Source organism: Chryseobacterium sp. CFS15 (genome assembly GCF_031118795.1).
Taxonomy (GTDB): domain Bacteria; phylum Bacteroidota; class Bacteroidia; order Flavobacteriales; family Weeksellaceae; genus Chryseobacterium; species Chryseobacterium indoltheticum.
Genome location: NZ_JAVHYL010000009.1, coordinates 57,228 through 72,637, shown reverse-complemented (window position 1 = coordinate 72,637; position 15,410 = coordinate 57,228). Strand labels below are relative to the sequence as shown.

The following is a 15,410-nucleotide window of genomic DNA, read 5'->3' as shown; positions in this document are numbered from 1 at the left end:
TCTGCTCTATTTTTTTTACCAGAATAAAGCATGTTCAGAATTTCTGCTAACGGATAACAATTATAATGTTGTCTTCTTCAATGAAAATTGGAAAACATTGCTAAGAATGATTTTTATCAATAATTAGTTCAAAAAGCGTCCTAATATGGGGTCTTTATCAGGCACATGATAACCGAATATAATTCTGTCCTTAAATGCTTTAATATCAATCGCAACAATTTTACTGCTAACAACTTCACTTCCCTGTAAGAGTGTGAATTGACAAATCATACCGTTTCTTTTCCATATATAATGTTCTGGAAAAGATACCTGCTGATCGTCATATTCATCGGTGAAATATGTAATATCATCTTTGGGAAGGGTTTTCAATATGGGTGACAGCAATATGTTGGTCTTTCCCAAAGTATCAAGAACTACGCCACTTGGTTCACCGAGTTTTTGTTTAAGTTTTAAAAGAATTTCAGATGTTTTGGATCCTTCCGGATAGATACTATAAAAAGCAATTTTATTTTGATACTCTACAATCTCTATTCCCATCATCCCGATTGAAGGATAACCAAAAAAACTAAATTGGCTCTTATCAGACGGATCGTTAATATGATAGACTTTACTTACTTCTTCTTTTCCCACCAGCTTTAATTCCAAATCATCTTCTGCCGAATTATTTTTAACCAATTCCCAATGACCATATTGTATTTCACCCTTAGACGGAGATATATCTTTCAGATATTTCGAGGCTGGCTGACTAAAATCAATCGTACTCAAATCGAGCGTCGATTTATTACATCCGATACTGAGGAGTATTATTAATACTGCTGAAAGTCTATTCATGGTTGTTGTCTTTAGTAGATTTTTTGTACCTGTCATAATTTTTAAATGAAGCCCAGTCATCTGCATCATTGCTTCTGTCATTGAAAGCAGTAAGTTCGGCGAAAAGCAGTTTTTCAGAGCGTCTGTATTGTAGAAGATGATATGAAATTCCGCTCTTTTTATTTGTCCATAACTGGTATGTGATTTCGGTTCTGGGGCCATCCATCATATTTCCGTTTTTATCTATTGCAAGCCCCGGATGTTTCGAAGACGTATTTGTAAAGCCTGGCTGACCGAGTGTATGTATTAAGATTGAATCTACTTTTTGTAAAGCATCAGATGTATAAAGCTGTATCTCAAATGCAGAAATAACCTGTTTATTTAAGCTATAATGCAATACAACCTGATTTTGATTTTCGTCAACTTTACCAGTAAGTAACTGATGATTAAAGATCAATATATCGGGAGACGAACTTACAAAGGTGCCGTATCCTGTCAATGTTTGAGCAGATTGATTTTCTTTATTATAATGTAAACCCACATCTTTAAAGGTTTCTTTGAAGGTGATATTGAAAAGGTCAAATTTTTTCCCGGCAGTAACCTTTTGACGGGATCGACCAACCATATCAGCACTATGATCTTTTTTATCATCTGACGTACACGATAAAGATAAAAGTAGAATTATAACATAATGAACTTTCTGTTTCATAATGAATTTCACTTAATGTAAATATACATAAAAGGGTTCTGTTATAGATCCTCAACATATAAACATTTATCGAATGATATTTCATTTAAATGTCTTCATCATTTGACAATGAAAAAGAGTTTGAATTTAATGCTACAAAGAAATTAAAATTCAGACGGCTCGTCTTTTACAGATAAACGCCTTAAGTAGAGATAATTCATAATAAATATAGCTGGTTTCATTTTACAAAATTAAATTTCACCTGATCTCATAAAACAGGGCTAAAAATACTTGTCACAATACTTTTCTCTCCGTTAAGATTATTAATATTTTGGCCGGCTTCTTGCCATCTTTCATTTACAAAAACACCATCATCTACATTAAATTTATGAAAATATTTCTTACAGGCGCAACCGGCTATATTGGTAAAAGACTTCTCATTCAACTTCTTTCGGCCGGGCATGATGTAATCTGCTCTGTAAGGGACAAAAGAAGGTTTGATACCAGCCTTTACGCAAGCCACAAAAACCAACTTACAATCATCGAACAGGATTTCACTGATGAAAAAACGCTGGCAACATTGGATAAAGATATAGATATTGCGTATTATCTCATTCACTCTATGTCTGCAAATGAAGATTTTAGTAAGTCTGAAAAAATTTCTGCACAAAACTTTTCAAATATCGTTTCAGAAACCCGGTGCAGGCAGGTCATTTACCTTACCGGAATTGTAAACTCTGAAGCGTTATCTAAGCATTTGCAATCCAGAAAAGATGTAGAAGAACACCTGAGATCTCCAAACTACAAACTCACTGTTCTTCGCGCTGGTATTATCATTGGTTCGGGTTCTGCTTCCTTTGAAATCATCAGGGATCTTGTAGAGAAACTGCCTGTGATGGTAGCACCCAAATGGCTGAAAACACTTTGCCAACCGATAGCTGTTCGTAATGTTATTGAATTTTTAACGGGTGTAATTGATAAAGAATTTACCTTTAACCATCATTTTGATATTGCAGGACCTGACATTCTTTCTTACAAAGAAATGCTTTTGATATTCGCTGAGGAAAGAAAGTTAAAAAGAACCATTATTTCTGTTCCGGTTTTAAGTCCAAAAATATCTTCATATTGGCTGTATTTTATTACTTCTACAACCTACGCTCTTGCAAAAAATCTTGTAGACAGCATGAAAATCAATGTGGTTGCGGAGGATAATCAGCTTGCAAGCCAGCTAAATATTAAACTCCTCACCTACCGCGAAAGTTTAAAACTAAGCTTTGATAAAATTGAGCAAAATGACGTACTTTCTACGTGGTACGACTCATTTGGTGATTACCGATACTCAAAAAACGTCTGGACTTTTTTGGAGGTGCCGAATAAAGGAGTATTTAAAGACCGAAAAGAAAGGAATATCGTCAATGAGCAACATACTATCCAAAAGATCTTCGGAATAGGCGGTAAAAACGGGTGGTATCATGCAGATTATTTGTGGAGCATCAGAGGATGGATTGATAAACTATTCGGAGGTGTAGGTCTGAAAAGAGGCAGAAAAAATAAAGATATGATCTCAGCCGGTGATTCCCTTGATTTTTGGAGGGTATTGTATGCGAGCCGTGATGAAAAAAGATTACTCTTATTCGCAGAAATGAGATTGCCGGGAGAAGCATGGCTTGATTTCCAAATTAAGGATGGAAAACTGATACAGGAAGCAACATTTCGGCCTGTAGGCCTTCTTGGAAGACTATATTGGTATGCTGTTTTACCTTTTCACGGATATATTTTCAACGGAATGATTAAAAAATTAATTGATGGTTAACAATAAAGTTTTCTCCTCATTGATGATGACATTATTTCCCATCTCTTTGATGCTTGCAATTATTATAATAAATCCTGTTTATTTATGAGGATATTGGTACTTCTTTGTTTTTCTCCGGAATACTATGGTTTACTTTACACTCGCTTATTGTTGTGCTAATGTATTTTATATATCAAAGAAAATGTAAATATACATTAGACAATCTTATTTAATTTTCACAACTTAAAATAGAGCATATTTCAACCTCTTATATCATCTGCATATCAACGAGGAGGCTTTATTCCTTATCTAAAGCAAATAATAATTTATGACATTTTTTCACACAATAAAACTCTGAAAAATGACATTTTGAAATACTTTACAAGAATGAAAATGACATTTTTTCTTACTGAAGTTGGTGGTATATTGTTTGAGTTCTGAAAAGTGAGATCATTTAAAATATTGTTTAACTTTTAAATTTTGTTTGTTATGACAACAATCGTAAAAAGAACCAACGGCAGCCTACTCCCTGCCAATCAGCGTTCAATGTTCGACGATTTTTTCAACCGCGAACTGTTTAATTGGGGTAATAATAACTTTTCTGCTTCTCGCACCACACTTCCTTCCGTTAATATTAAAGAGCTTGAAAAAGCTTTTGAAGTGGAAGTTGCAGCACCGGGAATGAAGAAAGAAGATTTCAGCATTACTCTTGATGGCAACATGCTCACTATTTCATCTTCTAAAGAGGATCAGCAGGAAGAAAAAGACGGTAAATACACCCGAAGAGAATTCAGCTATCAGTCTTTTCAACGCAGCTTCGAGCTTTCAAAAGATGTTGTAGATGACGAAAACATTCAGGCCAGATATGAGAATGGTGTCTTAAGGCTTACCATTCCCAAAAAAGAGAGTGCTCTAGCCCAGTCACCAAGACTGATCGAAATTCAATAATACTTACAGGTTTTCCGGACTATCCGGAAAACCTTTTCATTTTAGATTACATATTATTTGATTAGAAATGTACAATACCAACCTGTGCTGGCTTAATATTTGTAAATCATTGTCGACAAATAATTATTTTTTACACTATGAAAATTACTCATAATATTAAAGATGACCTTCTTACACGTACAAAGTTGATTGATAACATTGAGGTAGTTTACAAGAAGAAAAAGAAATTCAATGGTGCCTTGTCTGCAGTAAAACATGATCCTTTTGAGGTAAGAATATTGGATGAGGAAACAAAGCAGAATCCTGAGCATCAAATTGATTTTGAAATTGCAGAACAAATTACAATTAAGTTCTTTGATGAAACAATAAAAACTTATCAGGATGAAGTGGAATAAAAACTAAATCCATCATCAACTACCTATAGAGAACTTGGATGTTGATAAGATCAAGTGTTTTAATAATTTTCAACATAAAACATTAGCTATTTACTCAACTGAAGCAGGATGTTCATGATTTTAGCATCTTGCTCTAAGTTCTCTTTTTTAATGGACTCAATTATTTTGGCGATAGAAATCACTTCATAATCGGTAAAACCCCACAATGAAATGGTAATATCATTTATCCCTCCGGAACCTTTATCAATTTGCAGAGTTAAATAGTATGTGAAAAATGTGTTGTAGATTACATAATCATGTATATAAATTTTGGGTATTTCAAGAGAATGTCTGATCGAGAGAAATTTGTAAAACGATAGTTTTTTTATCGTTAAACAGTCACTATTATTAGCAAATTCCGTATAGTTTGTAAAGAGCGCAAACACAAGAAGAATTATAATACTTCCAAGTACAGTTAATTTGAATTCAGTATTAAAATTTAAAAATAATGCTGCAATTAGTAAACAATTAATGCTACTAAAAAGGATTGTCAACAACCTAACTCTTGTTCTATTATTAAATTTCATGATTAAGATCCGGCTATTAAATCCAAGAATAACCATAACAAATTATCATATGGTTGATATTTTCATATAACCGCAAAATTAGAAAGCAAAAACTAAAGAAAAAAAATATGGTATTATCATTTTCGGGAATATAATAGCCCTAATGATTTTGCTGATCGATATTTTTTTGATCCTGAAGATATTTAATAAAAACAGAAGGAGATATTGAAGTTACTTTTTTAAAAATTGTTGCAAACTTATTCTGTGAAGAAAATCCTGCTTCCTCCGCAAGAGTAGCAATTTTATACTTCATATATTCAGGTTCGTTATTAAGTTTTTCTATTATATATTGAATCCGCAATTTATTGATGTAATTATTAAAATCCATCCCTTTGTGGATATTGATGATCCGGGATAAGTACTTTGTATTGGTTTTGCAATAAGCAGCAAGACCCGGCAATGAAATATCATTTTTTAGATATTGGTCTGATTTTTCAAACTTCTCAAGATAATCCAACAATTTTTCCTCCGTCCCACTTGTCATCATCGGAAGATCTTCCACATTCTCCGCAGTGCGATGAGGTGGCGCAGATTCTACTCCTGAATCCTTCAGATTATCACTTTCACTTTCTAAAGTCCGTCTTTTGTTAAGTTCAGCAATAATCGCTTTAAATCTTACATAAGTCCTTTTTTCCGCTTTTTTATAATACATAAAATAGATACAGAAAACAGCTAACAGTATAATAACAAATATAATGACCAAGTTTTTGGTACTACTATTATTATTCGCTACAGTGCTCTTTGTTTCAGCATCTTTTAGGGAAGCGTTATAAAATTGGCTCGTCCCAATATCTAGCTGGTCTTGCGCACGATCGTGTTTAGATTTGTATTCCTTTATCTTATCTAAGTCCATTTTAGCAAGATATAGACGCTGAGCGGTATCGTATATTTCAGTTTTTAAATTTAGATATTGCGTTTTATCAGCTATTACTCTTGCCTTCTGCAATTCTCGTTCGGCATCTTTAAAATTACCCATATCCATATATGTATTAGCGATTCCGTTATAAACGAGACCGATTAAAAAAGATTCGGGTAAATTTTTCAGTTGCCTTTCCGCCTCATTATAGTGCTGAAGTGAAGTTTTATAGTCCTTAAGATGATAAAAACAAAGACCCAGCAATTGTTCATTGTTTGCGGTGAAAAAATCATGATTTTTCTTTACATTTTTTAAAAGCTCTTGTGATGATTTCACATGCAATACAGCTTTCTTAAAATTTTTGTTTTGAATTTCAAAATACGCTTTTTCCTGCATCATCAAACCTCCTACCTGTTTTCTTGCAAGACTATCGCCCAACTTTTTACTGCTAGTCATAGCTTCGTCAATATACTTCTTTGAAAGGTCATATAATTTCAGGATGCGGTACTGCGATGCCAAAAAGCCATAAACTCTGACTTTCCAGGATATATCATCTGTTTCAGTAATCGTTTTTTCGGCTAACAGAGCAAAGTCAACAGCTTTTTTGTAATCACCCTTCTGCTGATATAAGGAAGCAGAAAGCATTAAACTTCTTGTTTTAAGTAAAGGATCTGCAGAATTAATGAATAGTGAATCTGCGATTTTTAAAGCTTTATTAAAATCCTTCTGTGAAGTTTCCAGATAGGTCTTTACATAAATCTTATCAAACTTTTCTTTATCCTGTGATTGTAAAATTAAAAATAGAAAAAATATAATTAGTGAAAATAGCTTTTTCATCAACTTCTCATTATTTGTGCGATAAAGTTAAAATTTTCCAGCCAAAAGATAAAATAATTCATATTAAATAAGAATCAATATTTACCGATATCGGGAAAGTTTATCATTATAAGGAAAAAAATTACAAGATATTGATATAATACACATTCTGTAATGGTTATTAAAGTATTCTGCAAGTAATTTCGACCACAATTTTAAATCTTATGTTACAAACGCATTCACATGATTTCGTAAAGTTTTTCAGCTAAAATATATTTAAGAATGCACATGCTATCATTACGATAAATCGAAGAAATCAACTTCACTATTTAAATAGACCATTACCACTTTCCTGAATATGGTAATACACAATCTTTGGCTTTTAGTACGCTAATAATAGATTTGCAGTCGTGATTAAATGATCAAAGCTAATAAAATCTACCGCTAAGGCTCAACTGAAAAATACTAAATAATAAACACAAAAACATGTCATTAAGAAATTCTCTTTATTTTTTATGTTTGAGCATAGGTTCACATTTACCTGCTCAAACTGCTTCTAATTATCTCGTTAATCAGACTCAGTCAGCAACAACAAGCAATGTAATAAGAGCCGGATATAATACAGGCACCACAGGATATTTGAGCTCTACAAATTACAATCTTAATTTTGGAAGAACCGGAGCTAATACGGTTGGTAATGTTCCCAAGCTGCAGGCATTTCAATTCAACAGTATGAATTATGTTCCTTTGTCTCAATCAGGATCCCTGCCCTATGACAGGATCGTTATTAATCGTAAAGTTAGTTCATCTACCCTTGCACAGAATAGTAACAAATTCACAGGTTTTTTTGAATACAGTCTGATCAATGGTAACAGCATCTATTTTAAAGCAGAATATATTGATAATTTAGAATCGCTAATCAACAGTTATGTAATTAATCGAGGGGTCGATAATATATTCTCAAATGCGACAAGCGGGACGTCTAATAATGTCGAAAGAGTTGATCTTATATTAAATGCCGGAGTTGTAATCCCATCTAATGTAAGTCTCAGTAAGCTTGGTGCATTGTTACTCGACAGGGGCGGAAACGACAATTATAAGATAGCTGTTATCACTTCTTTGGATTCAGCAGGAAAGGTTTCCGGAATTGGTAATCTCGTAAGCCGAAGCCAAAGTAATTTTAGCAGTACAGGATATACGCTTACCAGTGTAGTCTTTCAGAATGGAAACGGTGCAAACCCAACCGCAGCTGATAATCTTATAAAGCCGGTTGAAAATATAAGTTCACAAGCAATTTCAGGTGATTTTATTACGTTTTCAGAGATGGGAGTAACTGGCGGGCAGGTTATTTACGGAATTGCGGTATATCCGGGAGATGTTATTCAGGGAACAAATGATCTTATCAATCTTACTGATGTACCTGCCAACACCGATGGTACTGTAAATGGTGGTCTTGACTTCATGGGAGGTGGAGGCTTCTTTGTCGCTTCAGATGTAGCTTCGGGAACAATCACCGGAAATGTTTACCGGGATATTGATGGCAATGCTGCAATCAATGGTAATGGTATGGGATCGGTAATGGCGTTACCTCTTTATGCATATCTTCTTGCACCGAATAATACAATTTTATCGAAAGTACCTGTGAATTCTAATGGGTCTTTTGTTTTCCCATCTACGATTCTTGAAACCAGCAATACTTATAATGTTCTGATTGACACTAGAAACGTCAGTGGAACTTACAGTTTCTCGTCACCTATCTTACCGACCGGTTGGCAAATAGTAGGTGAAGATTTTGGAGTTAATAATCTTTCCGGTAACGGTGTAGAGGTTGGCACTCCCAATCTAAGGATTCCAATTAAATTTAATACCGCAAATCCGGTAATCTCAAATATTAAATTCGGGTTAGCCGCTGCTGAAGATATTTGTACAAAACCCGTCAATGGCTCAAGTTTTAGCTGGAGTTATAACAATAATGCACCTTCCAATCCAATAACACAAAGTTTCAATCAGCCAGCTGCGAATTATGGTTTCGTACTCGATATTACAAAACTTGACAATTCATTCAATATGGTGATCAACGGAACACCACTTGCCACGCAGGAAATGGAATTTCAATCTAATGGAACATCGGGTATCAATGTACAATTTACAGACAATAGTAGTTATGAAACAGCTACTCCTTTTATTTACAATATGACAGGAACCGAAACTAATCCGATTATCAGGGTAAATATTAGTCCTACCGGAACAATTACCATGTTTGGAAGCAAAACTTCCGGTGGTCCGCTATTTCCTTTAAAACTAATCAATGGAAACTCCTTTAACACAGTAACCTGGAATCCCACCGGAACAAACACCGTTGTAGCAACTCAAAACGTGGTAGGCGCGACGAATATGTCAGGAAGAGGTTATGGGCTGAACCAGACTTTATGTATTTGTGCTAAACCAGGTGCTGCAGGCACTCCTCTAGATTATACCAATTTCGGAATCACTACCAAATCAAATGTCACTGTACAAGATTGGCCGAAAACCATTCCCAACGGTCATTTGGCTTTAGATTCAGCAGATAAAGGATTGGTGATTACGCACATGACTACTTCACAGAGAGATGCTTTAGTTCCTCTTGAAGGAATGCTAATTTACAATACTGATTTTGGATGTGTACAACTATACAGAGGAAATAATCCCGCAGTCGACAATACAAGAAGAGGCTGGAACTGCATCACTAAAGGATGTAATGAATAAACCATACGTATTGACAAACATTATGAAAAAAATAATAAAAATAAGTTTATGTATCGCATTATTAAGCATGTCAAACATGATGCATTCTCAAATTGCGATCGGAAAAACATCGGTTACAAATAGCAGTGTTCTTCTTGAATTTGGAACAGGAAACAAAGGCATTATCCTCCCCTCTGTACAATCTATCAATGGAAATACTCCGGGAGCATTTGTCTTCAATACCATGAGTAAAGCTGTTCAGGTATGGGAGCAGCGAAATGCCAACGGAACCGGTGGATGGCTCAATCTAACCGAACTAAATGCCGGAGTTCTTCACTCATTTAGCAATTCGGCACCTGATAGTACTTCTAATGTTGGTGTTATAATCGGCGCATCCACAACAACAAAAGCGGGAACATTGGTACTAGAATCAACAACGCGAGCGCTGGTGCTCCCTATCGTTTCAAATCCGCAATCAACCATGATAGGATCTGTGGCCGGAACCATGGTCTACGACGCAACTTCATCTACTATGGCCGTTTATGACGGTGCACAGTGGAATTACTGGAAATAATTGATATATCATATCACTTGACTAAAAACACAATAATTACTATCCCTCAATCACTGCGCATAGCTTAATGCTATTTTTTCAACTTTGTGTTTTTTCCTTCTCTTCGGAGAGGGCTTTTTTTTGGCTGTATTTTCAGACAGTATGAGATATCGGTGTAATGTTTTTGGGTAAAACGCTTTTGAGGAACATTCCTCCGTGGGCATGGAGTAAATCGAGATTAATGAGCATATTGTACAGGTTAAATTCCAGCAAACTTACTGTTCAATTTCTGTTCAATTTTATAATTCAGATTTGTAATAAGCTAAAGATACTGCCTGACCCTTCCATTCCAAACTGTAATCTTTTCTAATCTTTTCATACGCTTAAAGTTAAAGAGTATAAGAATCGTGTTCTGACAAAGTTATTATATATTTTACCCTACAAAAGATCTAATTAATACTTGCGGATCGGCAATGATATTTAAGCAGCAATAAATCAACTGCTAAATTAACAACAACAACTTTATTATTTAATATATACTTGATATTAGCCTGACACGAATTGACTACTTTTGCCATGCATCAAAACCGTTTGGTGCTTTATAATGGAATATTTTAAAAAAATATATTTAGATTACAAACATCAGGTATACTTTTTTGTCAAAAAGTTTATTTCAAATATGGAAGATGTGGAAGACGTTGTACAGGAGATTTTCGTACATCTCTGGAAACATTCTTCGTCTCTTAAAAATCCTCATACTTTAGAAGCTATTATCTTCAAAACAGCTCAGCAGGAAGTTTCTAATTTTTATAGAAAAAATAAAATGCTCTTCTCTTTTTCAGATGAAAGTTTGATAAAAGATGAAGCCGATTCAGAAAAAACAGATAATGAATTTAAAGAAGAGCAATTGCAAAAAATACAAAATCTTCTTGAAAAAGTTCCCGAACGAAGCAAAACTTTTTTCTATAAAAACAAATTAGAAAAAATAAGCTATTCTCAAATTGCAAAAGAAAATAACATCTCAAAAACAGCTGTAGAAAAGCAAGTCAATAAAGTCATCCGACATATAAAGACCAACCTCAATCTGTTTTAACGAAATATTAACCAGTTTAAACAAATTATTAAATCCATCTCTTCGGGGTGGATATTTTTATTTTGCTGCGTAATTGTATTTGTATGAAAGATTCTCAAAAATATTTTGAAAAAATTTGGACAAAGGTTTCCGAAGAAAAACAGGAAATGGATTCTGCAACCGATTCCAGAATCTGGAGCGTAATAAACGGGAGAATTAAGCAAAATAATAAGCGAAAATATTATTGGATGGCTGCAGCGGCAGTTTTGGTTCCTTTATTTGGAATTTTGTTTTTTTATAAAGATTTTGAGCCAAAAGAAACCAAAACCAATTTATCAGCAATCGTATTGCAAACCAAAGAAGTTTCTAAAACTTTCAGATTGTCTGACAATAGCATTATCACCTTGGAGCCTTACAGTAAATTATCAATCAATAAAGATTTTGGTAAGAAATACAGAAATGTGAAGTTTCAGGGGAAAGGTTTTTTCTCAATTGCAAAAGATCGATCTAAACCTTTTATTGTAGACGCTGGTGGTTTCAGTGTTGAAGTTTTGGGAACAAAATTTTCGGTTGATCAGAAATCAGAAGAAAAAAAGGTAAAATTGTTTGAAGGAAAAGTAAAAGTAAATCACAACGGAAAACTGACTTATCTATTACCAAACGAAAACTGGAGCATCTCTCCTACAAATAATGACTATCATTATTATGCAGTAACTGCTGTAAAAACTTTCACTTTTGAAAACACAACTTTCGAAGATGCTATAGCTGAAATAGAAAATACATACGGAGCTAAAATTACCTATCCGAAAAACATTGCTAAAAACCGGGTATCGGGTTCATTTTCAGGAAATCTGAAAGAAATTCTTTCCATCATCAATTATCCGTTTAATCTAAAAACTACTATTAAAAATGAAAATGAAATAGTACTCCATTAAAAATAAAACAGCACCAATAATGTGGCGTTATCAGTGCTTGTATTTAATTCAAAACTCGCTTAAGAATAATAAATTAACTCTTCAAATTTATGAAAAAAACTGCAATTTCTATTGCTTTACTCGTCGCTATGGGACTTCCCGTGCAAAATTATGCACAAACCCAGACTAAAATGGCTGTCACCAATAATCAGGGGCAGGTTTCATTAGTCAAAATACTTAAAAAATTAGAGAAATCTACCAAAACAAAATTCTTTTATTCCGCCTCAGATTTTAAAAACATTTGGGTAGATGAAAGCAAAATCAATTATTCATCATTACAGCAAAGTTTAAACTATCTGAAAAAAAGTGTTCCGTTAGATTTTCAAATCCAGAATAATACGGTAAGCCTTAGAAAATTAGCTTCCACTAGGTCTTCTTTTGCAGAAAATAATTTAGAACCTAAAAAAGATACTTTAAGCAATCAGGAAAAACAGATAGAAGAAGTTGTAGTTGTCGGTTACGGTACACAGAAAAAATCTATTATCACAGGGTCCGTTTCCGTTGTGAAAGGTTCAACAGCAGAAGGACAACCTGTACTTTCAGCCGGAAATGCTTTACAGGGTCTTGCGCCTGGTGTTACGGTGACTACTCAAACTGGTGCACCGGGAGGTGATGCCGGGAATATCAGAATCAGAGGGATCAACAGTTTTGGAGGTTCAGACAGCAATCCTTTGGTAATTATTGACGGTGTTGCAGGAAATATGAATGATGTTGATGTGAACATGATCGAGTCTATTTCTGTCCTGAAAGATGCTGCTTCTGCTGCCATATATGGTTCCAGAGCAGCGGGTGGAGTTATTCTTGTTACTACAAAACGTGCGAAGGGTAATAAATTAACCGCTCAATACAGAATGTATACAGGGTGGCAAAGAGCTACAGCAATACCAAAAGTTACGGATGGTCTTACCTACATGAAAGTATTCAATGATGCAAGCATGAATGACAATGGTACAAAGATCTACAGTGACGAAGCCATCAATGATTTCAGAAACGAATACAACAAAAATCCAAGCAATTACGACTGGCAAAAAGCGATTCTTCAGGGAAGCGGATTCTTGCAGGATCATTATTTTTCGTTATCTGCAAAATCAGGAATTATAAGTGTATCGCCATCTTTTGGATATGCTAAACAGGAAGGTATTATTAAAAACACCGACTTTACGAGATTTGTTTTCCGTAATAACATGGATATTACCCCGAATGACCAATGGAATATCAGACTCGATATGTCATTCTTAAATAAAGACAGAACACAGATCGCCGATGAAGGTACAGTGTGGAATTATCTTGGAAGAATGCCTACCAACATTCCCATTTATTATGGTAAGAACTATTCTGACGGATGGGTAAAAATCAATCCGGTCGGTTATATCGAAAATGGTGGAAACCGTAAACAGAATAACCTGGAGTTTATAGGAAACATGAACATTTCTTACAAACCTACAGATTGGCTTACCTTAAAAGGTATGGTTGCTCCACGTTATCTTACGACCAATATTCATCTTTTCAGAAAAAGTGTTCCAACTTATTATGAAGACGGCACAGAAGCAGGTTCTGCCAACACTTTTACTGAACTTACAGAATCTGCAAGACGTCAGTTTTACGGAACCTATCAGTTTCAGGCAGACGCAAAAAAAGACTTTGGTAAACACGGTTTTGAGCTTCTTGCCGGAGCTTCAAGAGAAACATATAACGAAAAAATATTATCCGGTTACAGAAGAGATTTCCTTTATGACAACTACGAAGTGATTGATGCAGGTGCAGATAACGAAACCAAAGATAATGCAGGATCAGAATATGAGTGGTTATTGGTTTCTGCTTTTGGAAGATTTAATTATAATTTTGATCAAAAATATTTATTTGAAGCCAATGTAAGATACGACGGTACATCGAGGTTTATCGGCAAAAACCGTTGGGCAGTTTTTCCGTCATTTTCTGCGGGTTGGGTGGTTTCGAGAGAAAACTTTTTCGAAGGTTTAAGAGGAACGATCAGCCAATTGAAATTCAGAGGATCTTGGGGAAAACTGGGAAATCAGAATATCAGTTCTTCGTATTATCCATTTTCAGAACCGTTATCATTGGGAAGCACTTCTATGAACGGAGTTGTATATCAAACAATCCAGCAGTTAATCATGTCAAATCCTGATCTGAAATGGGAAGAAACTACAATGTCAGGTCTGGGTGTCGATTTATCTTTATGGAGAAAGTTAGACCTTACTTTTGATATTTACAATAAAAAAACTGACGGAATTCTTTTAAGATTAAATACTTCTCAGCTTACAGGTTTGGAAGCACCCGTACAAAATGCGGCAACAGTAAGCAACAAAGGTTGGGAAATCGGTGCGCAGTACAATGAAAGATGGGGAGACTTTAAAATGAATATTGGTTTTAATCTTTCTGACGTTAAAAATGAAATCGTTGACATGAAAGGTCAGTCTTCCGGAACGCTTCTTCGTCAACAGGTTGGATCTTCAGTAAATTCTATTTATGGATTTATTGCTGATGGATTGTATCAAAGTCAGGCAGAAATCGATGCCGGTCCTACACAATTCGGAACTTTGAAACCTGGAGACATCAGATACAAGGATATTGCCGGAGCTTTTGATGCCAACGGAAATCCAATCGGGGACGGAAAAATTACAGATGCCGACAGAACGATTATCGGAAGCACTGTTCCAAGATATACTTATGGGTTTAATATGGGTTTATCGTATAAAGGCTTTAAATTATCCGCATTGATACAAGGTGTTGGTAAAGTTGACGGTTATTTAGATTCACATTACGTCATTCCTGCGGTCAACTCAAGTGCTGTTAAACCTTGGCAACTCGATTACTGGACACCAGAAAATACCGATGCTGAATTTCCACGAGTTTCCCTTACCTCTACAAACAATACACAAAACTCAACCAAATGGATGAGAAGTGCAGCGTATATGCGCCTCAAAAATGTACAAATCGGATACGAACTGCCTAAATCTTTTACAGACAACACATTTCTGCAAAGCATTTACCTCTACCTAAATGGACAAAATCTCTTGACTGTCACTGATTTTTATGAAGGATATGATCCTGAAATTAATTATAATCTTGGAAGCTCTGACGGTGTTGCTCTTGGAGGCGGAAATTATTATCCACAAGTAAAAACATTCTCATTCGGTATTGATGTTAAATTTTAAT

Annotated in this window: 11 protein-coding genes; 8 read left to right on the top strand and 3 right to left on the bottom strand. The window is 34.8% G+C overall.

Going from position 1 to position 15,410, the window contains the following annotated elements; genetic code table 11:
* Nucleotides 1–123: 123 nt before the first annotated feature.
* Together OH814_RS14540 and OH814_RS14535 are read right to left on the bottom strand one after the other, a co-directional pair.
* Nucleotides 124–831: a hypothetical protein gene (locus OH814_RS14540; protein WP_308828658.1), complete on the bottom strand. Its 708-nt coding sequence runs from the start codon at nt 829–831 to the stop codon at nt 124–126.
* Nucleotides 824–1,519 carry a hypothetical protein gene (locus OH814_RS14535; protein WP_308828657.1) on the bottom strand — a complete coding sequence of 232 codons (696 nt, stop codon included), beginning with the start codon at nt 1,517–1,519 and terminating at the stop codon, nt 824–826. Before OH814_RS14535 ends, OH814_RS14540 begins: the two co-directional genes overlap by 8 nt.
* A 367-nt stretch (nt 1,520–1,886) precedes the next feature.
* Between OH814_RS14535 and OH814_RS14530 the strand changes: the two genes are divergently transcribed.
* The 3 genes from OH814_RS14530 to OH814_RS14520 all read left to right on the top strand — a co-directional run bounded on the left by OH814_RS14530 (nt 1,887) and on the right by OH814_RS14520 (nt 4,633).
* Entirely contained in the window at nt 1,887–3,311 is a 1,425-nt protein-coding gene (locus OH814_RS14530; protein ID WP_308828656.1) for an SDR family oxidoreductase, read from the top strand.
* A 468-nt stretch (nt 3,312–3,779) separates the two neighbouring features.
* Complete coding sequence (locus OH814_RS14525; RefSeq protein ID WP_308828655.1) at nt 3,780–4,238, top strand: Hsp20/alpha crystallin family protein; 459 nt, start codon at nt 3,780–3,782, stop codon at nt 4,236–4,238.
* Nucleotides 4,239–4,375: 137 nt separating this feature from the next.
* Nucleotides 4,376–4,633: a hypothetical protein gene (locus OH814_RS14520; protein WP_308828654.1), complete on the top strand. Its 258-nt coding sequence runs from the start codon at nt 4,376–4,378 to the stop codon at nt 4,631–4,633.
* A 705-nt stretch (nt 4,634–5,338) separates the two neighbouring features.
* Here OH814_RS14520 and OH814_RS14515 read toward each other — a convergent pair.
* Nucleotides 5,339–6,931 carry a helix-turn-helix domain-containing protein gene (locus OH814_RS14515; protein ID WP_308828653.1) on the bottom strand — a complete coding sequence of 531 codons (1,593 nt, stop codon included), beginning with the start codon at nt 6,929–6,931 and terminating at the stop codon, nt 5,339–5,341.
* 465 nt (nt 6,932–7,396) lie between these two features.
* On the opposite strand from OH814_RS14515, the gene OH814_RS14510 reads away from it, so the two are divergent.
* The 5 genes from OH814_RS14510 to OH814_RS14490 all read left to right on the top strand — a co-directional run bounded on the left by OH814_RS14510 (nt 7,397) and on the right by OH814_RS14490 (nt 15,409).
* Nucleotides 7,397–9,655 carry a hypothetical protein gene (locus OH814_RS14510; RefSeq protein ID WP_308828652.1) on the top strand — a complete coding sequence of 753 codons (2,259 nt, stop codon included), beginning with the start codon at nt 7,397–7,399 and terminating at the stop codon, nt 9,653–9,655.
* A gap of 22 nt (nt 9,656–9,677) precedes the next feature.
* Nucleotides 9,678–10,208, top strand: coding sequence for a hypothetical protein (locus OH814_RS14505; protein ID WP_308828651.1), 531 nt, complete (start codon nt 9,678–9,680; stop codon nt 10,206–10,208).
* A 583-nt stretch (nt 10,209–10,791) separates the two neighbouring features.
* Entirely contained in the window at nt 10,792–11,280 is a 489-nt protein-coding gene (locus tag OH814_RS14500) for an RNA polymerase sigma factor (protein WP_076562903.1), read from the top strand.
* A gap of 83 nt (nt 11,281–11,363) precedes the next feature.
* On the top strand, nt 11,364–12,194 hold the full coding sequence (locus OH814_RS14495; protein ID WP_308828650.1) for a FecR family protein: 831 nt from the start codon (nt 11,364–11,366) through the stop codon (nt 12,192–12,194).
* Nucleotides 12,195–12,283: 89 nt separating this feature from the next.
* Entirely contained in the window at nt 12,284–15,409 is a 3,126-nt protein-coding gene (locus OH814_RS14490) for a TonB-dependent receptor (RefSeq protein WP_308828649.1), read from the top strand.
* Nucleotide 15,410 lies beyond the last annotated feature (1 nt).